Raw genomic sequence first — 23,922 nt, 5'->3', positions numbered from 1 at the left:
GCGCTTGCTGCAGTTCAGGCACTGGACCGCGAGCGACTCAGATCAGCCTATTGCTGCCACCGGTTCCGTCGCCGCCCCCCGCACCCCTGACACAATCCCCCCCATGGGTGAATTCGATCTGATCCAGCGCTTCTTTCTTGAGGGCCAGGGCCGGCTGGCGGCGGGTGATGAGGTGCCGGTGGGCATTGGCGATGACTGTGCGGTCATCAATCCGACGCCGGGCATGCAGTGGCTGGTGTCCAGCGACATGCTGGTGGAAGGGCGGCATTTCCTCTCCACGGTGGCACCGGAGCGCCTGGGGCACAAGGCGCTGGCGGTGAATCTGAGCGATCTGGCGGCCTGCGGCGCCACGCCGCGTGCCTTCACCCTGGCCTTGAGCCTGCCACGCGCCGACGAGGCGTTTCTCGCCGGCTTTGCGCGCGGGCTGTTCGCGCTGGCGCAGGCGCATGGCATTGCCCTGGTGGGAGGCGACACGACGGCCGGGCCGCTGAACATCTGTATCACGGTGATGGGCGAGGTGCCGCGCGGCCAGGCCTTGCTGCGCAGCGGCGCGCAGCTGGGCGACGACATCTATGTCTCCGGCACCACGCTGGGCGATGCGCGCCTGGCTCTGGAGCTGTTCCGCGGCACGGTGCGGCTGGCGGGCGATGCGTTTGAAAGCGTGCGCCGCGCGATGGAATTGCCGCAGCCGCGCGTGGCCCTGGGCCAGGCGCTGCGCGGCCTCGCCAGCAGCGCCATCGATGTGTCGGACGGCCTGTGCGGCGATCTGGGCCATATTCTGGCGCGCTCCGGCGTCGGCGCCCGCTTGGAGGCGGATGCGCTGCCGCGCAGCGCGACCCTGGCCGCGCAAGACCTGGCCCTGCAGCGCCTGTGCACGCTCAGCGGCGGTGACGACTACGAACTCGTGTTCACCGCGCCGGCCGCGCGGCGCGTCGAGGTGGCCGCGGCGGCCGCCCTGGCCGCCACCCCCGTCACCCGCATCGGCCGCATCGAGGCCGAGCCGGGCTTGCGCCTGTTCGACGCCCAGGGCCAGGTCTTGCCGCTGGCGCTGTCCTCCTTCGACCATTTCAAATCATGAGCGAACCCGCCGACCTGGCACCGCGCCGCGCCAGCGCGGCCTTCATGCTGGAGCATCCGGCGCACTGGATGGCGCTGGGCTTCGGCAGTGGGCTCTCGCCCAAGGCGCCGGGCACCGTCGGCACGCTGTGGGCCTGGCTGGCCTTTCTGGTGCTGAACCGCTGGCTCACGCCGCAGGGGTGGGCCTGGGTGATCGGCATCGGCACGCTGATCGGCTGGTGGGCCTGTACCGTCACCGCGCGCCATCTGCGCACCCCGGACCCGGGCGCCATCGTCTGGGACGAGGTGCTGGCCTTCTGGCTGGTGCTGTGGCTGGTGATGCCGGCGGGCCTGTGGATGCAGCTGGCGGCCTTCGCGCTGTTCCGCTTCTTCGATGCGGCAAAACCTGGCCCCGTGGGCTGGGCCGACCGCTTGTTCAAGGGCGAGCGTGGCGCGGCCGTCAGCTGGGCCCAGGGATTCGGCATCCTCTTCGATGATTTCGTCGCGGCTGGCTGTACCCTAGTCGTGTTGGCGCTGTGGCGCGCCGTTTCTTCTGGAGGCTGAACATCATGCTGTTCCCCGACGAGTCCGAGCTGATCGACCGCATTGCCCTGGCCCTGATACAGCGCCGCGAGCGCATGGGCACGGCGGAGTCCTGCACCGGCGGCCTGATCGCCGCCGCCTGCACCAGCCTGGCCGGCTCCAGCCAATGGTTCGAGCGCGGCGTGGTGAGCTACAGCAACCAGGCCAAGACCGAGTTGCTGGGCGTGCCCGGCGCGCTCATCGAGCTGCATGGCTCGGTCAGCGGCGAGGTGGCCCAGCACATGGCGCGCGGCCTGATGGCACATGCGCCGATCGACTGGGCCCTGGCCGTCACCGGCATCGCCGGCCCCACCGGCGGCAGCGAGGGCAAGCCGGTGGGCACGGTGTGGCTGGCGCTGCTGCATGCCGGCAAGCCGGTGCGGGTCTGGAAGGAGCTGTTCCCGGGCGATCGTTGCGATGTGCGCATGGCCACCGTGCGCGCCGGCTTGACGGCCCTGTGCGAGGCCCTGGAGGACAGGGACAGCTGATGAGTCTGCTCTTGCTGGGGCGCTGGGCCGAGGGCGAGCAGCAGGCCTGGCTCCAGGCCCTGCAGGCCGCCATGCCGGGCGAGCAATGGCTGCTGGAAACGCCGCGCACGGCCGCCGAGGCCGCCACCGTGGAGGCCGCCATCGTCGCCAACCCGCCCCATGGCAGTCTGCAGGGCCTGCCGAATCTGCGCCTGATCCAGTCGGTTTGGGCGGGGGTGGACAAGCTGCTCGGCGACCCGACGCTGCCCGCCGAGGTGCCGCTGGCGCGCATGGTCGACCCGGCCATGAACGAGGCCATGGTGCACACCGCGCTGTGGGCGGTGCTGGGTCTGCACCGCGGCTTCTTCCGCCTGCAGGCGCAGCAGCGCGAGGCCTTGTGGCGGCCGCTGCCGCAGCTGCGCGCGCAGGAATGGTCGGTGCTGGTGCTGGGCCTGGGCGAGCTGGGCGGGCGCGTGGCTATGGCGCTGGCGGCGCAGGGCTATGCGGTGAGCGGCTGGAGCCGCAGCCCGCGCCGGCTGGACGGCGTGCATTGCTGTCATGGCGAGGCCGGGCTGGCCGAGGCGATGGCCGGCGCCGACACCCTGATCAACCTGCTGCCGCTGACGCCGCAGACGCAGGGCTTCTTCGACGCGCCGCACCTGGCCGCGTGCAAGCCCGGGGCCGGCCTGGTGAACCTGGCGCGCGGCGCGCATGTCGACGAAGCGGCCCTGCTGGCGGCGCTGGACAGCGGCCAGATCGGCCACGCGCTGCTGGACGTGTTCGCCGTCGAGCCTCTGCCGCCCACGCATCGCTTCTGGAGCCACCCGCGCGTGACGGTGCTGCCGCACACGGCGGCGCAGACCGATGCTCGCAGCGCCGCGCTGGTGGTGGCCGAGAACCTGGCGGCGCTGCGCCGCGGCGCGCCCCTGCAGCATCTGGTGGCGCGCACGCGCGGCTACTGAGCATGACGATGAGCGCTCCGGCCGCCCCCGCACTCTTTCTCCCGGCCGATGAACTTGCCCGGCTGGAGCTGGCGCTGCAGCAGGGCCCGAGCCTGGCCCTGCAGGCGCAGCTGGCCTGGGCCTTGCGCCAATCTGCCGGCGCGCGTGCGCAGGGGCTGGCCGAGCAGGTCGAGCAAGGCGTGGCGGCCTCCGGCTGGCCGCTGCCCGCGCAGGCCGCCTGGCGCGCGCGCATGCGGCTGGTGCGCGCCGAGCAGGCCTTGCAGGCGATGGATTTCGAGGCGGCGCGCACGCTGCTGGACGAGGCGCTGGGCGGCTTGCAGGCGCAGCAGGACGAGATCGGCTGCGCCGATGCCCACCACCTCGCCGCCTCGCTGGCGGCCGACCTGGGCGAGGTGCAGCGGGTGCACGATCAGCTGGGCCTGGCCATCGCCTGCGCCCGGCGCGCCGGCGATGGCGAGCGTCTGCTGTTTCTGCAGGCGGTGCTGGGCCGGGCCGATGCCTTTCGCGACCTCTCTACCGCGCGGCAGACCTGGGCCGCGCTGCTGGGCCTGGACATCGAGGGCCTGAGCCCGGTGGTGGCCGCCGCCGTGGCCGACCTGCGCGGCCTGGTGGCCGGCATGGCCGCCGAGTTCTCCCCCGCCATCGCGGCCATGACGCGGGCCTTTGAGCTCTCGCTGCAGACCGGCCAGCTGCGCCGCGCTATCGCGCTGGCCAGCAACCTCGGCCGCGCCTACTGGGGCATGAGCGAGTTCCAGGCCGCGATGGAATGGCTGACGCGCGGCCTGACGCTGGCGCGCGAGGCCGGCTGGCCGGCCTCGATGGCGCTGTGCATGGCGCAGGCGGGCGAGACGCTCAGGCGGCTGGGGCGCCGCGACGAGGCGCGCGCGCAGCTGCAGGATTGCCTGCGCATGCTGGGCGCGCAGCCGGCCTCACGCACCGCGGCGCTGGCGCTCAAATACCTCGCCCATACCGAGCAGGACGATGGCCGCACCGAGCCGGCGCTGCAGGCCTTCGATGCCCTGATGCAGCGCGCCGTGCATGCCGATGCCAACGATCTGAAGATCGATGCCCAGCTGGGGCGCGCGCGCGCCCTGCTGGCGCTGGGCCGCCACGCCGAGGCGCGCAGCGCCGCCGAGGCCGCGCTGCAGCTGGCGCACGGCCAGCTCGAGACCACGGTGGACCTGCTGTGGATCCTCGGCGAGGTCACGCTGGCCGAGACCGGCGCGCCGCAGCAGGCCTTGCGGTACTACCTGGAGGCGCTCGAGCGGGCCGCGCGCGTGGAGGCGTTCGTGCCCCCGCCCGAGCTGCTGGAGGCGGCCGCGCGGGCCCATGCGCTGGCGGGCGCCTATCAGCAGGCCTACGAGCTGGCGCAGCGCGCCGGCGTGCTGCGCCAGCGCCGTTTCGGCGAGGAGGTGGGCCAGCGCTCGCTGGCCCTGCACACCCATCACCAGATCGAACGTGCGCGCGCCGAAAGCGAGCACCTGCGCCAGCTGGCCGAATCGGAGGCGGCGCGCTTCCAGGCCCTGCGTGGCACGCACGAGGTGCTGCTGCATCTCAGCGAGGTCGGGCGCGAGCTCACCGCCGAGCTCGAGACCGACCGCGTGCTGGCGGTGCTGGAGCGCCATGTGCATGCGCTCATCGAGGTGGACAGCATGGCGGTCTACCTGCTCGACGAGGGCGGCACCCAGCTCTACTGCGCCTTCGGCATGGAGGATGGCCAGACCTTTGTCGATCCGCCGATCGCGCTGGACGACGCGCGCAGCTACTCGGCGCGCTGCGTGCGCGAGGGGCGCGAGCTCATCCTGCGCATGTCGGAGCTGCCGCGCGAGCATTACCAGGTGCCCGGCACCAGCGCCATGCAGGCCATGATGTTCGCCCCGCTGCGCGTGGGCGAGCGCGTGATCGGCGTGATCACGGTGCAATCCCTGCATCTGCCGGCCTATGGCGAACGCGAGACCCTGGCCTTCCGCAGCCTGAGCGCCTACGCGGCGATCGCGCTCGACAACGCGCGCGCCTACCGGCGCCTGTCCGATCTGCAGCGCCATGTGATGGCGCAGGAAAAGCTCGCCGCGCTGGGCTCGATGGTGGCCGGCGTGGCGCATGAGCTGAACACGCCGATCGGCAACAGCCTGCTGCTCGCCAGCACCCTGCTAGGCGGCGCGCGCGAGTTCAACGCCCGGCTGGCCCAGGGCGCGCTGCGGCGCTCGGACTGGCAGCGCTTTGCCGACCAGCATGTGCAGGGCCTGGAGGTGATCGAGCGCAGCATGGACGCCGCCGCCGCGCTGGTGCGCAGCTTCAAGCAGGTGGCGGTGGACCGCAGCGCCGAGCAAAGGCGCGCGTTCGCGCTGGCCCAGGTGTGCGAGCAATGCGCCCAGACCATGGGCCTGGCGCTGCGCCGCGCCGGCCTGCGGCTGTCGCTGCAGGTGCCTGCCGAGCTGCGCATGGATGGCTATCCCGGCGAGGTGGGGCAGGTGCTGCTGATACTCATCAACAACGCCATGGCCCATGCCTTCGAGGGCCGCGAGAACGGGCAGATCGAACTCGGCGCCCAGGCCCTGAGCCCCGACCGCCTGGCGCTATGGGTGGCCGACAACGGCCAGGGCATGAGCGCGGCCCTGCAGGAGCGCATCTTCGAGCCCTTCTTCACCACCAAGTTCGGCCAGGGCGGCAGCGGCCTGGGGCTCTCGATCTGCCACAACATCGTCGAGACCCTGCTGGGCGGGCGCATCCGCGTCAGCAGCGAGCCGGGCCAGGGCAGCCGCTTCACCCTCGAACTGCCGCTGCAAGCGCCCTGAGCGCCGCGTTTGTGCGCATAGCGTGATTTGCTCGCGCCCGCGCGGGCGCCGTGGGCCAGGCGCGGTAGGCAGGCGGCGCCCGCTGCAGTAGTCTGGCGCTGTCGTTGGCCCCCACAAGAGCATCCGCATGTCGTTCCGTGCGGCCCTGGAATTGTTCCCCAGCCAAACCGCGCTCGAGGCGGGCGAGCAGCGCCTGCGCGCCACGCCGCAGGATCCCCAGCTGCAGCTCTTCATGGCCTGGGCGCTGCGCCAGCGCGACATGCCGCGCGCCCTGGCGCTGGCCCAGGCGCTGGAGGCCCATGCGGCCACGCAGGCCGAGCCCGAGCGCCGCGGCCTGCGGCTGCGCCTGCAGCTGCTGCGCGCCGAGGCGGCGCTGCTGTATGCGCAGCTCGAGCAGCTCGAGCCCCTGCTGGCCGCGATCCGGGCCGAGGCGCTGGCGCTGGGCGACCTCGGCGCGCAGGCGGACGCGGCCTGGCTGGCCCAGGGCCTGGCCGCGCTGCGCGGCGACTTTGCCGGCGAGCAGCGCGAACTGCTGGCCGCGGCCGCCGCCGCCGAGCAGGCCGGCGATACGCTGCGCCTGCTGATCTTCCGCGCCGAGCTGGGCCGCAGTGCCGCCTTCCAGGACAACCTCAAGGCCGAGCAGGACTGGGGCCCGCTGCTGCCCGCCGAGCTGGCCGGCCTGCCGCCGGCGGCGCGCGCCGCCGTGGCCGATTTCCGCGGCGTGCTGGCGGCGCTGCGGGCCGACTACGAGGCCTGCATCGCCAGCTTCGGCGCGGCCTTCGAGGCGGCGCTCGAATCGGGCCAGCTGCGCCGCGCCATCGCGCTGGCCAGCAACCTCGGTTTCAACTACGGCAATATGGCCGATTACGAGACCGCGCTGAGCTGGCTGCAGCGCGGGCTGGAGCTGGCGCGCGCGGCCGGCTGGCCCTCGCTGGTGGGCGGCTGCCTGATGCATGTGGGCGAGGTGCTGCGCCATCTGGGCCAGCTGGATGCGGCGCGCGAGGCCTTGCAGGAAGCGCAACAGGTGCTGCGCCCGCTGCCGCATGGCCGCAACCAGGCGGTGCGCCTGAACGTGCTGGCGCGCATCGAGCTGGAGTCGGGCCGCTATGCCGAGGCGCTGGCGGCCTACGAGGAGATGGCGGCGCTGCCCAGCGCCGCGGCCGCCGATCTGCGCGTGATCGCCGGCATCGGCCGGGCGCGCGCGCTGCTGGGCCTGGGGCGCGTGGCCGAGGCCGCCACCGGCATCCAGCAGACCCTCAGCCGGGCGCGTGCCCAGTTCAATCGCAACTACGAGATCGAGGCCCTGTGGGCCCAGGCCGACATCGCGCTGGCGCTGGACCCGCATGGGCCGGCGGCGCTGGGCTGGTACGAGCAGGCGCTGGCGCAGGCCGCCACCTTGCCCGCCTACCGGCCGCAGGCGGCCCTGCTGGAGGCGGCCTCGGCGGCGCAGGCCGCCCAGGGCAGGTTCGAGCGCGCCTATGCGCTGGCGCATGAGGCCAGCGCGAACCGCCAGCGCCATTTCAGCGAGGAGGCGACGCGCCGCATGACCGGCCTGCGCGCCCAGCACCAGATGGAGCGCGCGCGCGTCGAGCACGAGCATCTGCGCCGCAACCACGAGTTGCTGCTGCACCTCAGCAGCATCAGCCAGGAGATCACCACCGAGCTGCAGGCCGAACGCATCTTCGAGGCGCTGGAGCGCCTGGTGCACACCATGCTGGACGCGCAGAGTGTGGCCATCTACACGCTGGACGAGGCGGGCGGCCAGCTGGTCTGCAGCTTCGGCATGGAGTCCGGCCAGGCCTTCGTCGACCCGCCGATCGCGCTGGACAGCCCCAACAGCTATTGCGCGCGGGCGCTGCGCGAGCGCCGCGAATTCGTGCTGGGCGCCGGCGAGCTGGCCGATCCGCACAGCGAGGTGCCGGGCACGCGCGCGATGCTGAGCATGATGTTCGTGCCGCTGCGCCTGAGCGAGCGCATGCTGGGCGTGATGACGGTGCAGTCGGTGCGCGCCGCCGCCTATGGCGAGCGCGAGCAGCTGATCCTGCGCATGCTGTGCTCCTACGGCGCCATCGCGCTGGAGAACGCGCGCGCCTATCAGCGCCTGGGCGCGCTGCAGCAGCAGCTGATGGCGCAGGAGAAGCTGGCGGCGCTGGGTGCGATGGTGGCGGGGGTGGCGCATGAGCTCAACACGCCGATCGGCAACAGCCTGCTGGTGGCCTCCACCGTGCTGGCCGCCACGCACGCGCTCGCCGAGCGCGTGGAGCAGCCCCAGCCGATGCGGCGCGCCGAGCTGCAGGCCTATCTGCAGCAGGCCGGCGAGGGCCTGGCGGTGATCGAGCGCAGCATGCAGGGCGCTGGCGCCCTGGTGAGCAGCTTCAAGCAGGTGGCGGTGGACCGCAGCGCCGAGCAGCGCCGCCGCTTCCGCGTTGCCGAGGTCTGCGAGCAATGCGCCCAGACCCTGGGCGTCGCGCTGCGCCAGGCCGGCGTCGGCCTGCAACTGCAGCTGGAGACGGCGCCGCAGCTGGACGCCTACCCGGGCGCGCTGGGCCAGGTGCTGGTGATACTGATGAGCAATGCGCTCACCCATGCCTTTGCCGGCCGCAGCGGCGGCACGCTGACGCTGGAGCTGCATGCGCTGGCCGGCGAACGCATCAGCCTGAGCGTGGCCGACGACGGCGTGGGCATGAGCGAGGCGGTGCGGCGCCGCGTCTTCGAGCCCTTCTTCACCACGCGCTTCGGCCAGGGCGGCAGCGGCCTGGGCCTGAGCATCGCGCACAACATCGTCGAGAGCCTGCTGGGCGGGCATCTGAGCGTCAGCAGCGCGCCCGGCCAGGGCAGCCGCTTCACCATGGAACTGCCGCTGCGCGCGCCCTGACGCCCCGGCCTCAGAGCAGCCCGGCCAGCACGGTGTCCGGCGAATCCTCGCCCAGATCGGGCGGCTGCCATTGTTCCAACCAGCCCGCGAACTCGGCCTCGGGCATGGGGCGGCTGACGTAGTAGCCCTGGCCCTCGTCGCAGCCCAGCGTGGCCAGCAGCTTCCAGGTCTTGGCCGTCTCCAGGCCCTCGGCCACCACCGAGAGCCCGAGGTTGTGCGCCAGCTCGATGGTGGAGCGCACGATCTTGGCATCGTCGAGGTCGCGCTCCATCGCCATCACAAAGCTCTTGTCGATCTTCAGCTCGTCCACCGGCAGGCGCTTCAGATAGGCGAGCGAGGAGTAGCCGGTGCCGAAGTCGTCGATCGAGAGCTTGAAACCCATCGCGCTGAGCTGTTCCAGCGTCATCATGGCGCGCGTCGGGTCGTCCATGATGGCGCTCTCGGTGATCTCCAGGCACAGCGCCTGGGGCGGCACGCGGTGCTGCTGCAGCACCGCGGCGATCTTCAGCGGCAGGTCCTGGTCGAGCAGGTCGCGGGTGCTGAGGTTGACGCTGATGCGCAAGGCCTGACCCCGCGCCTCGGCGCGCGCCCAGGCCTGCACCGAGGCCTCCAGCACCCAGCTGGTGAGGCTGCGGATGAAGCCGGTCTGCTCGGCAAAAGGGATGAACTGCATCGGCGGCACCAGGCCGCGCTGCGGATGCTCCCAGCGCACCAGCGCCTCGGCGCTGATCACCAGGCCGCTGCGCAGGTCCACCTTGGGCTGCAGGAACAGGCGCAGCTCGTTGCCCTCCACGGCGCGGCGCAACTCGCCCAGCAGCGAGAGCGATTCCTGGCTGCCGGCGTCGAGCTCGGGCACATAGATCTGGCTGCCGGCCTGCTTGCGCTTGGCCGCGTACATGGCCAGTTCGGCACGCGCCAGCAGCTGGCTCACCTCGCGCCCCTGCTTGGGGTAGAGCGCGATGCCGATGCCGGCGCTGAGGTCCACGGTCTGGTCCTCGATGTGCAGCGGGCGCTCGAAATCGCGGTGGATGCGGCGCGCCGCCTCGAGCGCTTCCTCCTCGCCCGCGCCTTCCAGCATCAGCACGAATTCGTCGCCGCCCAGGCGCGCCAGCAGATGCGCCTGGTCCTTCAGCAGCAGGCGCAGACGCTCGGCCAGGCCGCGCAGCAGCTCGTCGCCGAAGCGGTGGCCCAGCACGTCGTTGACATGCTTGAAGCGGTCCAGGTCCAGCATCAGCACCGCGCAGGGGGCCTCGCCCTGGCTCAGCCGCGCCTGCAGCTGCTGGCTGAACTGCTCGCGGTTGGGCAGGCCGGTGAGGGTGTCCCAGAAGGCCAGGCGGTGCACCTGCGCCTCGCGCTCGCGGATGCCCATGCGCATGCCCTCGAAGGCCTGGGCCAGGTCGCCGATCTCGTCGGTGGAGGTGCGCGCCACCGGCGTGGTGTAGTCGCCATGGCCGAGCCGCTCGGCCGATTCGGAGAGCGCCTTCACCGGCCCGCTGATGCGCCTGGCGGTGAGGATGCTGCCGCCCGCGAACACCAGCACGCCCAGCGCGCTCAGGCCCAGCAGGGTCAGCTGCAGCCGGCGGTAGGGCGCCACCGCCTCGTCGAAGGAGCGCAGCAGCACGGCGCCGAGCTGCTGGCCTGCTTCTTCCTCGCCCAGCTTCAGGTAGAGGCCGCGCCAGCGTTCCGCGCCGAGCGCGAGCGGGAACTCGCGCTCGCCCTGCGGCACCTGGCCGGCCACGGTGCGGGTGGCGGCCTCGTCCAGCACCGAGGCGAGGGCCTGCCAGCTGCTGTCGGGCCGGCGCAGCAGCAGCACGGCCTGCAGCTTGGAGAGGCTTTGCAGCTCCAGCAGCTCGGTCTGGTCGAGCTCGAAGGCCATCAGCACCCAGCCGCCCAGCCCGGCGGCGCGCACCGGCACGGTCACCACCTGGTAGGCCTTGCCGTCGACGAGGGCCAGATTGGGCGATTTGGCGCTGGCGCCGCCCTTGGCGCCGGCCAGCCTGGGCAGCAGCTTGATGAAGGGCGCGGCCTGCTCGGTGGTGGCGGTGACGAGCCGGAAGGCCGGGTCCGCATAAGCCACCAGGCTGGCCTTGATGCGTTCGCCATGGCTGACGAGCGCGCTCTTCAGGGTCTCGCGGTCTTCCTCGGTGTTCAGGCCATCGCCCAGCACCTGGCTGAAGCCATAGTCGGCCTCCAGCAGGCGCGCCGCGTCCAGGCGCTGCTGGGCGTCCTGCACCAGCAGGCGCTGCAGCACGCGCGCGCCGGTGGCCAGCTCCTGGCTGATGGAGGCGCTCGCGTTGCTGTCGATGCTCCTGGTGATGAGGGCCAGGCTGGCCAGCTGCACCACCAGCAGCAGCCCCAGGAAGATACCGACGATGCGGCCCTCCAGGCGCTTCAGGTTGAGGAAGTCCGGCAGGCGCATGGCCGGCTCATGGCCCCGCGGGCAGGCTGAGCGTGGTGTGGCCGGCGCTGTTGCCGACCTGCAGGGCCTGGGCCTGCAGCTGTGGCGTGGGCATGCTGGCATGCCAGACCAGCAGGCGGTGCTCGCCGGCGGGCAGGTCCAGCTTCAGCTGGCCCTGGGCATCGCTCTTGCCGAACAGCGGCGTGTCCACCACCACGATGTGGGCGCTCATGCGGTCGTGGATATTGCAGCCCAGCGCGGCCACGCCGGGCTTGTCGAACAGCACCGGCTCGGCCGGCGTGCCGGAGTAGAGCTTGAGGTCGAACTTCTTGGCGGCCGAGAAGGAATAGACGTGGTGGCGCACGGTGTCGAAGTTCGGGAAGCTCACCGGCGTGCCGGTCTGCACCACCAGCAGCGCGGGCTGGAACTGGCGCTCGCGCTGCGCCATCTCGGCCTTGGCGCCGGGGCCGGCCTTGCTGGGCTGACCCTTCAGTTCCACCGCCACGGCGGCGTTGGCGAGCGGCTGGCCGGCGCTGTTGCGCAGCTCGATGGTCCAGGGCACGGCCTGGGCCGCGCCCATGGCCGATGCCAGCGCCAGGCCGGCGGTCCACCGATGTCGCGGCAGCACAGTCATGATGAGCAATCTCCCTGGCTTTGCAGCCTTGACCATAACGCGAATTCGGCCCCGCGGCATGCGGGCCGGGCCGCGCCTCAGGCCTGCAGAGCCAGCTTGATGCCGCCGCGCGCCTGGGTCGCCTCGACCAGCATCAGGGCCAGGCGGCGCAGCGCACCCCAGGCGTCCAGCGGCCATTCGGGGTGGCGCAGGCCCTTGACGATGCCGTCGCAGATCTGTGCCGCCGCCACCAGGCTGGCCAGATTTTGATCGTTTAGCCCTGGCGCGATGCGCTCGAAAAGCCGCTCCTTGTTGCCCCATACGCGCGCTTCGCGCAGTGCCATCGGCAGGGGCTTGCCGGCGTCCAGCGCATCGCGCACCTTCTTGAGCGCGCGCACGTCCTCGGCCAGGGTCCAGTGCACCAGCACCGCGGCCTCGCCCTCGGCCTCCAGGCCCTCCAGCATGCGCAGCACGCGCGGCACCTGGCCGGCCAGCACCGCCTCGCTGAGCTTGAAGACGTCGTAGCGCGCCACGTTCAGCACCGCCGACTCGATCTGCGCCAGCGCGATCTCGCCCTGCGGATAGAGCAGGGCGAGCTTCTGCAGCTCCTGGTGGGCGGCGAGCAGATTGCCCTCCACGCGGTCGGCAAAAAAGGCCAGGGCGCGCTGGCCTTCCTCGCCCTCGCTGACGCGTTGGCCCTGAGCGGCCAGACGCTGGGCGATCCACTGCGGCAGGGCGCGGCGTTCCACCGGCTCCACCTTGAGGGTGACGCCGGCGCCGTCCAGCGCGCTGAACCAGGCACTGCTGAGCTGAGTCTTGTCTAGGCGCGGCAGGGTCACGAGCGTGACCACGTCCTCGGGCAGGCGTTCGCAATAGCGCTGCAAGGCCTCCGAGCCGTCCTTGCCGGGCTTGCCCGAGGGGATGCGGATCTCGATGAACTGGCGCTCGGCGAACAGGCTCATGGCCTGGGCCGCGCCCAGCACCGGGCCCCAGTCGAAGTACGCGCCCGCGACGATGAAGACCTTGCGCTCGCCATAGCCCTGCGCGCGCGCGGCGGCGCGGATGGTGTCGGCCGCCTCCTGCGCCAGCAGGGGCTCGTCGCCATGCACGGTGTAGATGGGCTTGAGCCCCTTGGCGAGTTGGGCGGCGAGGGCCTCGGCGCGGATCTGCATTAGTTCACCGGCAGGCGTATTGCGGCCAGGCGGCGCATCAGCAGCGCCACCGCCTCGGACTGCATGGCGCGGTACAGCGAGGCCTCTTCCTGCTCCTTGGCGAGGGCCTGGCTCTCGGTGTAGTTCATGTCGCGCAGGATGCGCAGCTCGGTGCGCGGCAAGAGGATGTCCATGCCCGGCGTGCGGATCAGGAAATCGACGTTCAGCTTGAGCTGCCACTCGCGCACCTGGCCGGCGCTGGTGGACACCACCGCGTTCTTGCTGCGCTCGTCGCGCTTGGCTTCCAGCACCAGCTCGGCCTTGTTGGGGTCTTCCAGCAACTGCACCTGGGTGCGCGCCAGCTGCCGCCTCAGCTCGGCCGCGAAGGGCGAGCCGGGCTTGAAGCCCTGCAGGGCCAGGCTGCGGAACTGCAGCTCGGGCTCGCGGCGCAGCTCGAAGCCGCAGCCCGCGAGGGCCGCGCCGAGCGCGGATGCCAGCAGCAGGCGCCTGTGCATCAGACCACCAGGTTGACGAGGCGACCGGGCACGATGATGACCTTCTTGGGCGCCTTGCCTTCGCTGAACTTCGCGAAGTCCTCGCTGGCCAGGGCCGCGGCCTCGATGGCGGCCTTGTCGGCGGCGGCCGGCACCTTGATAGCGCCGCGCAGCTTGCCGTTCACTTGCAGCATCAGCTCGATCTCGTCCTGCACCAGGGCGGCCTCGTCCACCGCGGGCCAGGGCGCGTCCAGCAGGTCGCCGAGCTCGGCGGCAAAGCCGAGCTCCTGCCACAGGGTGTGGGCGATGTGGGGGCAGGCCGGGTAGAGCACGCGCAGCAGCACCGAGAAGCCCTCGCGCACGGCGGCGTCCTGGCCGGCGGCCTTGAAGCCTTCCAGCGCGTTCAGCAGCTTCATGCCCCCCGAGACCACGGTGTTGTACTGCATGCGCTCGTAGTCGTACGAGACCTGCTTGAGCACCATGTGCACCTCGCGGCGCAGCGCCTTGCCCTCGCCGCTCAGCGCAGCAAAGTCAGTGCCGGCGGCCTGGATGGCGGCCGCGTGCTTGGCGCCGAAGCCCCACACGCGCTTGAGGAAGCGGTGCGCGCCTTCCACGCCGGCATCGTTCCACTCCAGCGTCTGTTCGGGCGGCGAGGCGAACATCACGAACAGGCGCGCGGTGTCGGCGCCGTACTGGTTGATCAGCTCCTGCGGGTCGACGCCGTTGTTCTTGGACTTGGACATCGTCGTCATCTCGTACTCGAGCGGCGTGCCGTCGGTCTTGAGCGTGCCGCCGATGACCTGGCCATGCTCGTTGGTCTGCACGTTGACTTCGTGCTCCCAGTAGTAGTTCTTGCCCGCGTCGGCGGGCTTGTGCGAGAACGCGCCCTTCAAGACCATGCCCTGGGTGAGCAGGTTCTTGAACGGTTCGTCGAAGCTGATGAGCTTGAGATCGCGCATCACCTTGGTCCAGAAGCGCGCGTACAGCAGGTGCAGGATGGCGTGCTCGATGCCGCCGATGTACTGGTCCATCGGCATCCAGTACTGCGAGCCCTCGCCAACCATGGCCTCGCCGTTCTGCGCATCGCAGTAGCGCATGAAGTACCAGGATGAATCCACGAAGGTGTCCATGGTGTCGGTTTCGCGCTTGGCCGGCTTGCCGCAGCTGGGGCAACCGACGTTCAGGAAGCCGGCATGCTTGTTGAGCGGATTGCCGCTGCCATCGGGGATGCATTCCTCGGGCAGCACCACCGGCAGGTCCTTGGCAGGCACGGGCACCGAGCCGCAGTCATCGCAGTGGATGATGGGGATGGGCGTGCCCCAGTAGCGCTGGCGGCTGATGCCCCAGTCGCGCAGGCGCCAGGTGGTCTTCTTCTCGCCCAGGCCCTTGGCGCCGACCAGCTCGGCCACCTTGGAGACGGCGGCCTTGTGGCCCAGGCCATCGAGTTCGCCGGAGTTGACGCAGACGGCCTTGAGCTTGTCGCCATACCACTCGGCCCAAGCGTCCAGGCTGAATGTCGCGCCGTCGACGGCGATGACCTGCTTGATCTCGATGCCGTACTTCTTGGCAAAGGCGAAATCGCGCTCGTCATGGGCGGGCACGCCCATCACCGCGCCGTCGCCATAGCTCATCAGCACATAGTTGCCGACCCAGACCTCGACCTGCGCGCCGGTGAGCGGATGGGTGACGAACAGGCCGGTGCGCTGGCCCTTCTTTTCCTGCGTGGCCAGCTCGGCCTCGGTGGTGCCACCGCGCTTGCATTCCTCGATGAAGGCGGCCAGTTCGGGTTGCGACGCCGCGGCGTGGCTGGCGAGCGGATGCTCGGGGGCCACGGCGCAGAAGGTCACGCCCATGATGGTGTCGGCGCGGGTGGTGAAGACATAGAGCTTGCCGTCCTGGATCAGCGCGCCGTCGGCGCCCTTGATCTCGTGCGGGAAGGCGAAGCGCACGCCCTCGCTCTTGCCGATCCAGTTCTCCTGCATCAGGCGCACGCGCTCGGGCCAGCCGCTCAGATAGCTCTTGTCCTCGGGGTTCGCCACGGCCGAGAGCAGCTCGTCGGCGTACTTGGTGATGTTGAGGTAGTAGCCCGGGATCTCGCGCTTCTCGACCACCGCGCCGGAGCGCCAGCCCTTGCCATCCACCACCTGCTCATTGGCCAGCACGGTCTGGTCCACCGGGTCCCAGTTGACGACCTGGGTGCGGCGCTCGGCGATGCCGGCCTCCAGCATCTTCAGGAACAGCCACTGGTTCCACTTGTAGTACTCGGGCGTGCAGGTGGCAATTTCGCGCGACCAGTCGATCGCCAGCCCCATGGCCTGCATCTGGCTCTTCATATAGGCGATGTTCTCGTAGGTCCACTTGGCGGGCGGCACCTTGTTCTTCATCGCGGCGTTCTCGGCCGGCAGGCCGAAGGCGTCCCAGCCCATCGGCATCAGGACGTTGTAGCCCTTCATGCGCAGCTGGCGCGTGAGCATGTCGTTGATCGTGTAGTTGCGCACATGGCCCATGTGCAGCTTGCCGCTGGGGTAGGGCAGCATGGAGCAAGCGTAGAACTTGGGCTTGCTCTGGTCTTCGCCGACGCGGTAGGCGTCACGGGAGTTCCAGTACTGGCGCGCGGCGGCTTCGATCTCGGAGGGGGCGTACTTGTCGTTCATGCGGCAAATTGTACGTGGCGGGTCATGCCGCCCCGCCCGCCTCAAGCGCTTAAGGCGCCGACGCTGCGGCCTCGGCCACGAAGGCGATGCGGTTCAGGCCCACGCCCTGTACCCAGCCGATCAGCTCGGCCACCTGGCCATAGGGCACCAGGCGGTCGGCGCGCAGCTGGATCTCGGCCTCGGGTCGTGCCTTGGCCAGCTCGGCGATGCGCGCCCTGAAGGCCTTGGCGTCGAGCTGCTCGTCACCCAGGTGCAGGGCGCCATCGGGGGTGATGGCCACGGCGATGAACTGCGGCGCCTCCGAAGGGCTGGCGGCCTCGCTCTTGGGCAGGTCCAGGCGCAGCGAGGAGGACATCAGCGGCGCGGCGATCATGAAGATCACCAGCAGCACCAGCATCACGTCGATCAGGGGCGTCATATTGATCTCGCCCATGGGCTTGGGCTGATCGCGGCGCTCCAGGCGACCGAAGGCCATGCTAGTGGTCCAGCAGCTCGCGCAGGTCGTGCGCAAAGCCTTCCAGCTCGGCCTCGCAGGCACCCACCAGCTTGCCGAAGACGTTGTAGGCCAGCACCGCGGGGATGGCCACGGCCAGGCCGGCGGCGGTCATGATGAGGGCCTCGCCCACCGGGCCGGCGACTTTCTCGATGCTGATATTGCCGGCCGCCGAGACGTTCACCAGTGCGTGGTAGATGCCCCAGACGGTGCCGAACAGGCCCACGAAGGGCGCGGTGCTGCCGATCGAGGCGAGCAAGACCTGGCCCCATTGCAGGCTGCGCAGGGCCTGGTGCAGGGCATCGCGCAGGCGGCGCGTGAGTTGCGATTCGCGCCGGCCGGCGGCCTCCAGGCTCTGGCCCTGGGCGGTGGCCGTGGCCGCGTCCAGCATGGGCAGCAGCAGCAACTCGCGGTCCATCGCCCGCAGGGCGATGCGGCCGGCCTCCAGATCGGCGGCGGCCCAGAAGGCCGGCACGGCGCGCGCCAGGTCGCGGCGTGCGCGGCCCAGCACCCAGCTCTTCCAGAGGATCAGCATCCAGGCGCTGACCGACATCAGCAGCAGCAAGAGGGCCACGGCGCGCGTGACCGCGTCACCCTGGGCCCAGAACTCGGTATAGCTGCCGATGCCGCTCATCAGCCCAGGCCGAGCACTTCGTCCATGCCAAACAGGCCGGCGCCATGGCTGGCCAGGAAGCGCGCGGCGCGCAGGCTGCCCTGGGCATAGGTGACGCGGCTGGAGGACTTGTGCGTGATCTCGATGCGCTCGCCGGTGCCGGCGAACAGCACGGTGTGGTCGCCCACGATGTCGCCGCCGCGCACGGTGGCAAAGCCGATGGTGGAGGGGTCGCGCTCGCCCGTCACGCCTTCGCGGCCGTAGACGGCGCAATCCTTCAGATCGCGGCCCAGGGCCGCGGCCACCACCTCGCCCATCTTCAGCGCGGTGCCGCTCGGGGCATCGACCTTGTGGCGGTGGTGGGCCTCGATGATCTCGATGTCGTAGCCCTCGTTGAGGGCGCGCGCCGCCATGTCCAGCAGCTTCATCACCACGTTCACGCCCACGCTCATATTGGGCGCCATCATGATGCCGATGTGCTGGGCATGGGCGCCGATCTGGGCCTTCTGCGCGGCATCGAAACCGGTGGTGCCGATCACGGCCTTCACGCCCAGCTCGCGGCACACGGCCAGATGGGCCAGCGTGCCCTCGGGGCGGGTGAAGTCGATCAGCACCTGGGCATTCTTGAGGCCCTCATGCAGATCGGCGCTGATGCTGATGCCGCTCGTGCGGCCCAGAAAGGCGGCGGGGTCCTGGCCCAGCGCCGGGCTGCCGGGCAGGTCCAGTGCGCCGGCCAGCTGGCAGTCGGGGGCGTTGACCACCGCTTCGATCAGCATGCGCCCCATGCGGCCGGAGGCGCCGGCCACCGCAATGCGCAGCGGCTCGCTCACGAGCGCGGCTCCAGCGGCGGGTAGGCGCGCACGGCACCCATGGGTTCGACGGCGGCGGCCTCGGGGCGCACCGGCTTGGGCAGGGCCTGGCGCTCGGCTTCGCTCAGCTCCAGCTTGGGCGCGGGGCCGCTGGGCTTGAAGGTGTTGATCGAGGCGATGAATTCCTGCTCGGTGGGCAGGTCGTCCGGCGCCGCGATGGACTTGAGCTTGTCGCCGTCAAACAGGGCCACCACCTGGCGGCTCTGCGACACCACGCCCTGGCGGCGGATGGTGAATACATAGTCCCAGCGCTCGCCGTGGAAGAGGTCGGTCAGCAGGGGCGAGCCCAGCAGGTCGCGCACCTGGGCGCGGCTCATGCCCGGCTTGACGCGCTCCAGCTGTTCCTTGGTCAGCACATTGCCCTGCACGATCTCGACGCGATAGGGGCGCATCAGGCCCAGCACCTTGTCGCCGCTGACCGAGAAGGTCTCGGAGCTCGGCAGGGTGGGCAGGTAGGAGCAGGCACCCAACACCGGCAGCAGGGCCAGCACAGCGAGCGGTGCGCGGGCCGCACCTGCAAAACGAGTCAACAGTGGCATGTCTTCAGGGCTCTCGGGGGATGCCTTTAGGGGCTTGGGGCTCGGCCGGGGGCTGAGCTGGCTATGATCGGCGCATTCTAGCGGCAGGCCCATGGAGGGTTTGCCGGCCCAAGTCTGACATGAACCGCACCGACGAGATCAAGAACAGCGGCCTCAAGGCAACGCTGCCGCGCATCAAGATTCTGGAGATCTTCCAGAAGACTTCGCAGCGCCATATGACGGCCGAGGACGTCTACAAGGCCCTGCTGGTGGAGGACGCCGACATCGGGCTGGCGACGGTCTATCGCGTGCTGACCCAGTTCGAGCAGGCCGGCCTGGTGTCGCGCAACCATTTCGAGACCGGCAAGGCGGTGTTCGAGCTCAACCAGGGCCACCATCACGACCATCTGGTCTGCATGACCTGCGGTCGCGTGGAGGAGTTCTACGACGAGCAGATCGAGGCCCGCCAGCATGCCATCGCCAAGGAGCGGGGCTTCGAGCTGCAGGAGCATTCGCTGGCCCTGTATGCGGCCTGCGTGAAGCAGGACTGCCCGCACAAGGAGCGCTAGCCAGCGCTCGGGTGCAGACCCGAAAGGCCCTCAGCTATCGTCGCTGAGGCCCTTTTCAATCGCGCGCTGGTGGCGCTCGACGAACTCGCGGTAGGTATCGATGCCGCGCAGCTGCAGGATGGTATTGCGCACCGCGGCCTCCACCAGCACCGCCAGGTTGCGGCCGGCATCCACCGCGATGATGACCTTGCGCACCGGCATGCCCAGCACCTCTTCGTACAAGGGCTCATAGGGCAGGCGCTCGAAGTCGCGCTCCATGGTCTCCTTGCGCACCAGGTGCACGATCAGCTTGAGCCGCATCTTGCGGCGCACCGCGGTCTCGCCAAAGATGGCCTTGATGTCCAGCAGGCCGATGCCGCGCACCTCCAGCAGGTTCAGCAGCAGCTCGGGGCAGCGGCCCTCGATGGCGGTCTGGGCGATGCGGTAGAAGTCCACCGCGTCGTCGGCCACCAGGCCGTGACCGCGCGAGATCAGCTCCAGACCCAGCTCGCTCTTGCCCAGGCCGGATTCGCCGGTGAGCAACACGCCCAGGCCCAGGATGTCCATGAAGACACCGTGGCGCGTGGTGCGGTTGGCGCAGATCTGGGCCAGATAGGTGCGCACCACGTCGATCGCGTGGCCGGCCGATTCCTGCGTGACGAAGAGCGGGATGTCGGCGCGGTCGCACATCGCCACCAGCCGGTCCGGCGGGCTTTCGCCATCGGCCACGATGATCACCGGCGGCTCCAGCGTGACGATGCGCGAGATGCGGCGATCCAGCACCTCGCCCGAGGCCTGGCTCAGATAGGCCACCTCGCGGCGGCCGACGATCTGCACCCGGTAGGGGTGGATGTAGTTGAGGTAGCCGACCAGATCGGCGGCGGACTGCGCGTCGCGCACCGCGGTGTCATCGAAGCGGCGCTCCGGATGCGCGTGGCCGGCGATCCACTCCCAGCGCAGGGTTTCGCGGTGCTCTTCAAAGAGCCGGTCGGCACTGATCGAGGTGGGTTTCACTAAGCCTGGACTCTAGCGCGGGTTCAGGCCACGGACTTGAGTGGTTCCCAGTCGGCGATCAGCCGGTGCACGGCGGCGGCGTCCGGCTCGGTCTTGAGCTTTTCGCGCAGGTCGCGGTCCGACAGCATCTCGGCGATCTCGGAGAGGATCTCCAGATGGCGCTGGGTGGCCGCCTCGGGCACCAGCAGGAAGATCAGCAGGCTGACGGGCTCGTCGTCGGGGGCATCGAAGCCGATCGCCTGCTGCACGCGCAGCACCGCGGCGAGCGGGTTCTTCAGGCCCTTGATGCGGCCGTGCGGGATGGCCACGCCATGACCCAGGCCGGTGGAGCCCAGGCGCTCACGGGCGAACAGGTTGTCCGTCACCGAGGCGCGGGAAATCGAATGGTTGTTCTCGAACAGCAGGCCAGCGTGCTCGAACACGCGTTTCTTGCTGGATGCGTCCACATTCACCAGCACATTGCCGGCAGGGAGGATGGCTGCGAGACGGTTCATCAGGTCACAGCGCCGATTACGGCTGGATAGGCCTTGGGCGGGACGCTTGTTCGGTAGCTAGGCTGCGGATTATAGAAATTGCCCGGGCCTGGTGGGGCCCTGCAATCGCCGGGGGTGCAGTATTCACGGAACTTGCGGCACTGCAGCAACATCCGGGTACGCAGGGCGAATTGTGCCTTGTAAACAAAAAGGCGACCGATGCGGTCGCCTTCGTTGCTTGCTCCAGGGCTCAAGGGGCCGGTACGTCCAGCCGCTTGGCGGAGGCGTGGTGGTGGTCCTGAACCTTTTCCTTGTAGCGTCCGACCTGACGGTCTAGCTTGTCCATCAACTGATCAATCGCGGCGTAGAGATCCTCGTTGGCCTGTTCGACAAAGATGTCGCGTCCCTTCACATGGACGGTGACTTCGGCCTTCTGTCTGCGTTCCTTTTCCTTTTGCTTCTCCACGGTGAGCAGGACGTTGATGTCAACAACCTGGTCAAAGTGGCGGGTCACCCGGTCTAGCTTGGTGAGCACGTACTCACGCAAAGCTGGTGTCACTTCAAGATGGTGGCCGCTGATAGTCAGGTTCATAAAGCCTCCTTTCACAAGGGCTTGGTCGGAAAGACGGGAAAGCGGATCAATCAAAGAGCAGGGGATAGGGGGGAGGATGTCGGGTAGCGGATAAGGAGGGAGTGGGGAACTTGTCGAATTCAGTGTGCTCCTGAAGCCTGATCGTGACAAGCGTTTTAAACCAGGGTTTGTGGTCATTTGAAAGTCCAATTCCGCGCCTTCCCCGACTTGTGACGAAATGCGCACAGGCCTCAGATGCGCCTGTTGATGCGGGTTTCAAGCCCTGCGGCGTTTTTGCTTGGAGGCTCCTGCCGCGATGTGATAATGCGCGCTTCCCATCTCTGGAGCCTTACTTGGACAGCGACCACCCTCGGTGACCGTCCACTCCAGTGCCAAACGCAGCGGCCTGCGCATCTGAATGCGGGCCGCGCCGCTTGTCCGGAGTGAGACGGGTTCCGAACTTTTGACCCTCATCCGGACGAGCCTCGGGCGCCCTGCGCCCGCATCAACACCAGGCCCGTCCCCCTGCGCCAGGCGCCATCAGCGCCATACGCTGGAGACTGCATGCTGAACGTGTTCACGCTGGACAACGGCCGCCTCAAGGGCGGGCTGTTCCAGGAAGAAATCGAAACCGCCGAAGACCTGGCCCTGAGCCGGCCGATCTGGGTCGACCTGGAAAGCCCGACCCAGGAAGAAAAGGGCTGGATACGCGATCGCTTCGGGCTCACCATCCCCGAGGACATCGTCGACGAAGACCTGGAGGAGTCGGCGCGCTTCTACGAGGAAGACAACGGTGAGCTGCACATCCGCTCCGACTTCCTGATCGACGACGACGAGTCGGCGCGCAATGTGCGCGTGGCCTTCATCCTCTACAACAACGTGCTGTTCTCGGTGCACAACGAGGACCTGCCGGTGTTCCGCCTCTTGCGCCTGCGGGCGCGCCGCATCCCGGCCCTGATCGAGGATGCCAAGGATGTGCTGCTCAAGCTCTACGACGCCGACGCCGAGTACTCGGCCGATGTGCTGGAAGGCATCTACGACAACCTCGAGAAGGTCAGTGCGCGCGTGCTGAAGAAGGACGTCAACGACACCGAGGCCGGCGAGGTGCTGGCGGCGATCGCGCGCGAGGAAGACTTGAACGGCCGTATCCGCCGCAATGTGATGGACACGCGCCGCGCGGTCAGCTTCATGATGCGCAGCCGCATGCTCAATGCCGAGCAGTTCGAGGAGTCGCGCCAGATCCTGCGCGACATCGACTCGCTGGACTCGCACACCGCCTTCCTGTTCGACAAGATCAACTTCCTGATGGATGCGACCGTCGGTTTCATCAACATCAACCAGAACAAGATCATCAAGATCTTCTCGGTGGCCAGCGTGGCGCTGCTGCCGCCGACGCTGATCGCCAGCATCTACGGCATGAACTTCAAGCACATGCCCGAGCTGGATTGGGAGTGGGGCTATCCCTTCGCGCTGTTGCTGATGGTCGCGACGGTGGCCGCGCCCTTTGTGTACTTCCGCCGCAAGGGCTGGCTGCGCTGATCAGGCGCGCAGCCGGCGCTTGATCAGGCGTAGCAGCGTGCCCAGCAGCGGCACTTGCTCATAAAACTGCTCGGCGGCGTCCCAGTAATCGCGGTGGTAGGCCACGCGGCCGTCGGGAGCGAAGCGCAGATGGCTGCTGCCATGGATGCGGCGCTCCTGGGTCTCGCCCTTGAGCCGGAACAGGAAGTCCCAGCTGATGAAGCCCTGGGAGCCCTGCGTGATCGCATCCAGCACCACGAAGCGGGGCGAGGCCAGGGTCTCGAACATATGGGCGAATACGCGCTCGATGCCGGCCAGACCCTGCACCTCGTTGAACGGATCCTTGAAGAAGGCCTGCTCCGTGTAGCGCTCGTCCAGGCGCGCCAGATCGGCGGTGCCGAGCTGCTCGAAATAGGCGATCAATGCCGCCATGCGCTTGTCGGGGTGTCGTGGGGCTGTGGTCATGACTGGGAAGGCGAGGTCGCGCGCCGCACGAGCCGGAAGTACAGGCCATAGGGCAGCATGCGCATGAGCTTGAGCCAGAGCGTGAAACGCTTGGGGAAATGGATCTCGAAGGCGCCGCGCGCCCAGCCGCGCAGCATCGCCTGGGCGGCCTGCTCGGGGCTGAGCAGCGCTGGCATGTGGAAGTCGTTGCGCGCCGTCAACGGCGTGGCCACAAAGCCTGGATGCACCACCGACACCCCCAGCCGCAGCGGCTGCAGATCCAGGTAGAGCACCTCGGCCAGATGGGTCAGCGCGGCCTTGCTGGGCCCGTAGGCCATCGACCTCGGCAGGCCGCGGTAGCCGGCCACGCTCGACACCAGGCTGAGGTGCCCGCCCCGGCCCTGGTGCGATTGCAGGGCCAGCTGCGGCAGCAGCACCGCCAGCAGATTCAGCGCGCCGACGTAGTTGATGTCGAGGTGACGCTGGGCCTCGGCCAGTGAGAACTGCGCCGCGCCCATGGCCTGGTAATGGCCGGCGCAGTAGACGCACAGGTCGATGCGCCCGTGCTGGCGCAGGATCTGGCGCAGCGCCTGCGGCAGGGCGCCGGGGTCCAGCACATCCAGCGGCAGGGCCAGGCTGCCGGGATGCGCGCGCGCGAAGTCCTGCAGGCGCGCCGCCTGGCGCGCCGACACGCAGACGCGCGCGCCGCGCGCATGCAGCGCGGTGGCGAGCGCCTGGCCGATGCCGCTGGACGCGCCGACCAGCCAGACCACCTTGCCCTCCCAGTCCTGCAGCTTGGGGTTGAGCGCCATGT

Annotated in this window: 22 protein-coding genes; 8 read left to right on the top strand and 14 right to left on the bottom strand. The window is 69.5% G+C overall.

Annotated features, from left to right (window positions below; translation table 11 throughout):
* Positions 1-103: 103 nt before the first annotated feature.
* From thiL to PFX98_RS05075, 6 genes are all read left to right on the top strand, one after another.
* On the top strand, positions 104-1,078 hold the full coding sequence (gene thiL / locus PFX98_RS05100; protein ID WP_285234089.1) for a thiamine-phosphate kinase: 975 nt from the start codon (positions 104-106) through the stop codon (positions 1,076-1,078).
* Positions 1,075-1,620 (top strand): phosphatidylglycerophosphatase A family protein, encoded by a 546-nt coding sequence (locus tag PFX98_RS05095; protein WP_285234088.1) that lies wholly within the window; start codon positions 1,075-1,077, stop codon positions 1,618-1,620. The genes thiL and PFX98_RS05095 overlap by 4 nt, the downstream gene beginning before the upstream one ends.
* A 5-nt stretch (positions 1,621-1,625) precedes the next feature.
* Entirely contained in the window at positions 1,626-2,126 is a 501-nt protein-coding gene (locus PFX98_RS05090) for a CinA family protein (protein ID WP_285234087.1), read from the top strand.
* Positions 2,126-3,067, top strand: coding sequence for a 2-hydroxyacid dehydrogenase (locus PFX98_RS05085; RefSeq protein WP_285234086.1), 942 nt, complete (start codon positions 2,126-2,128; stop codon positions 3,065-3,067). The genes PFX98_RS05090 and PFX98_RS05085 overlap by 1 nt, the downstream gene beginning before the upstream one ends.
* Before the next feature lie 8 nt (positions 3,068-3,075).
* The gene (locus PFX98_RS05080; RefSeq protein WP_285234085.1) at positions 3,076-5,862 is read left to right on the top strand and encodes an ATP-binding protein; all 2,787 of its coding nucleotides are present in this window, start codon (positions 3,076-3,078) and stop codon (positions 5,860-5,862) included.
* Positions 5,863-5,989: 127 nt separating this feature from the next.
* The gene (locus tag PFX98_RS05075; RefSeq protein ID WP_285234084.1) at positions 5,990-8,737 is read left to right on the top strand and encodes an ATP-binding protein; all 2,748 of its coding nucleotides are present in this window, start codon (positions 5,990-5,992) and stop codon (positions 8,735-8,737) included.
* Positions 8,738-8,747: 10 nt separating this feature from the next.
* Here the strand turns inward: PFX98_RS05075 and PFX98_RS05070 are convergent, their stop codons facing one another.
* The 9 genes from PFX98_RS05070 to PFX98_RS05030 form a co-directional block, all read right to left on the bottom strand.
* The gene (locus tag PFX98_RS05070) at positions 8,748-11,156 is read right to left on the bottom strand and encodes a putative bifunctional diguanylate cyclase/phosphodiesterase (protein ID WP_285234083.1); all 2,409 of its coding nucleotides are present in this window, start codon (positions 11,154-11,156) and stop codon (positions 8,748-8,750) included.
* A 7-nt stretch (positions 11,157-11,163) separates the two neighbouring features.
* A complete protein-coding gene (locus tag PFX98_RS05065) occupies positions 11,164-11,769 on the bottom strand; it encodes a methylamine utilization protein (protein WP_285234082.1) in 606 nt (201 codons plus the stop codon).
* A gap of 77 nt (positions 11,770-11,846) precedes the next feature.
* Positions 11,847-12,920 (bottom strand): DNA polymerase III subunit delta, encoded by a 1,074-nt coding sequence (holA, locus tag PFX98_RS05060; protein ID WP_285234081.1) that lies wholly within the window; start codon positions 12,918-12,920, stop codon positions 11,847-11,849.
* On the bottom strand, positions 12,920-13,414 hold the full coding sequence (locus tag PFX98_RS05055) for an LPS-assembly lipoprotein LptE (protein ID WP_285234080.1): 495 nt from the start codon (positions 13,412-13,414) through the stop codon (positions 12,920-12,922). The genes holA and PFX98_RS05055 overlap by 1 nt, the downstream gene beginning before the upstream one ends.
* The gene (gene leuS, locus PFX98_RS05050) at positions 13,414-16,047 is read right to left on the bottom strand and encodes a leucine--tRNA ligase (protein ID WP_285234079.1); all 2,634 of its coding nucleotides are present in this window, start codon (positions 16,045-16,047) and stop codon (positions 13,414-13,416) included. Before leuS ends, PFX98_RS05055 begins: the two co-directional genes overlap by 1 nt.
* Positions 16,048-16,096: 49 nt before the next feature.
* Positions 16,097-16,522 carry an ExbD/TolR family protein gene (locus PFX98_RS05045; RefSeq protein ID WP_285234078.1) on the bottom strand — a complete coding sequence of 142 codons (426 nt, stop codon included), beginning with the start codon at positions 16,520-16,522 and terminating at the stop codon, positions 16,097-16,099.
* A gap of 1 nt (position 16,523) precedes the next feature.
* Positions 16,524-17,174 carry a MotA/TolQ/ExbB proton channel family protein gene (locus tag PFX98_RS05040; RefSeq protein WP_285234077.1) on the bottom strand — a complete coding sequence of 217 codons (651 nt, stop codon included), beginning with the start codon at positions 17,172-17,174 and terminating at the stop codon, positions 16,524-16,526.
* Entirely contained in the window at positions 17,174-17,938 is a 765-nt protein-coding gene (gene dapB, locus PFX98_RS05035) for a 4-hydroxy-tetrahydrodipicolinate reductase (protein WP_285235538.1), read from the bottom strand. The genes PFX98_RS05040 and dapB overlap by 1 nt, the downstream gene beginning before the upstream one ends.
* Before the next feature lie 41 nt (positions 17,939-17,979).
* Positions 17,980-18,561 carry an outer membrane protein assembly factor BamE gene (locus tag PFX98_RS05030; RefSeq protein WP_285234076.1) on the bottom strand — a complete coding sequence of 194 codons (582 nt, stop codon included), beginning with the start codon at positions 18,559-18,561 and terminating at the stop codon, positions 17,980-17,982.
* A gap of 119 nt (positions 18,562-18,680) precedes the next feature.
* Between PFX98_RS05030 and fur the strand changes: the two genes are divergently transcribed.
* The gene (gene fur, locus PFX98_RS05025; protein WP_285234075.1) at positions 18,681-19,109 is read left to right on the top strand and encodes a ferric iron uptake transcriptional regulator; all 429 of its coding nucleotides are present in this window, start codon (positions 18,681-18,683) and stop codon (positions 19,107-19,109) included.
* Positions 19,110-19,139: 30 nt separating this feature from the next.
* Here fur and hprK read toward each other — a convergent pair whose 3' ends face one another.
* The 3 genes from hprK to hpf all read right to left on the bottom strand — a co-directional run bounded on the left by hprK (position 19,140) and on the right by hpf (position 21,167).
* On the bottom strand, positions 19,140-20,102 hold the full coding sequence (gene hprK, locus PFX98_RS05020; protein WP_285234074.1) for an HPr(Ser) kinase/phosphatase: 963 nt from the start codon (positions 20,100-20,102) through the stop codon (positions 19,140-19,142).
* A gap of 23 nt (positions 20,103-20,125) precedes the next feature.
* Positions 20,126-20,596: a PTS sugar transporter subunit IIA gene (locus tag PFX98_RS05015; RefSeq protein WP_285234073.1), complete on the bottom strand. Its 471-nt coding sequence runs from the start codon at positions 20,594-20,596 to the stop codon at positions 20,126-20,128.
* A 229-nt stretch (positions 20,597-20,825) separates the two neighbouring features.
* The gene (gene hpf / locus PFX98_RS05010; RefSeq protein WP_285234072.1) at positions 20,826-21,167 is read right to left on the bottom strand and encodes a ribosome hibernation-promoting factor, HPF/YfiA family; all 342 of its coding nucleotides are present in this window, start codon (positions 21,165-21,167) and stop codon (positions 20,826-20,828) included.
* Positions 21,168-21,710: 543 nt separating this feature from the next.
* Here hpf and corA point away from each other — a divergent pair.
* The gene (gene corA, locus PFX98_RS05005) at positions 21,711-22,685 is read left to right on the top strand and encodes a magnesium/cobalt transporter CorA (protein WP_285234071.1); all 975 of its coding nucleotides are present in this window, start codon (positions 21,711-21,713) and stop codon (positions 22,683-22,685) included.
* Here the strand turns inward: corA and PFX98_RS05000 are convergent, their stop codons facing one another.
* Both PFX98_RS05000 and PFX98_RS04995 read right to left on the bottom strand, forming a co-directional pair.
* Positions 22,686-23,129, bottom strand: coding sequence for a nuclear transport factor 2 family protein (locus tag PFX98_RS05000; protein WP_285234070.1), 444 nt, complete (start codon positions 23,127-23,129; stop codon positions 22,686-22,688).
* Positions 23,126-23,920 carry an SDR family NAD(P)-dependent oxidoreductase gene (locus PFX98_RS04995; RefSeq protein WP_285234069.1) on the bottom strand — a complete coding sequence of 265 codons (795 nt, stop codon included), beginning with the start codon at positions 23,918-23,920 and terminating at the stop codon, positions 23,126-23,128. Before PFX98_RS04995 ends, PFX98_RS05000 begins: the two co-directional genes overlap by 4 nt.
* Between the last annotated feature and the right edge of the window lie 2 nt (positions 23,921-23,922).

Origin of the sequence: Paucibacter sediminis (assembly GCF_030254645.1) — a bacterium.
Taxonomy (GTDB): domain Bacteria; phylum Pseudomonadota; class Gammaproteobacteria; order Burkholderiales; family Burkholderiaceae_C; genus Paucibacter_B; species Paucibacter_B sediminis.
This window is presented reverse-complemented; position numbering and strand designations above follow the sequence as displayed.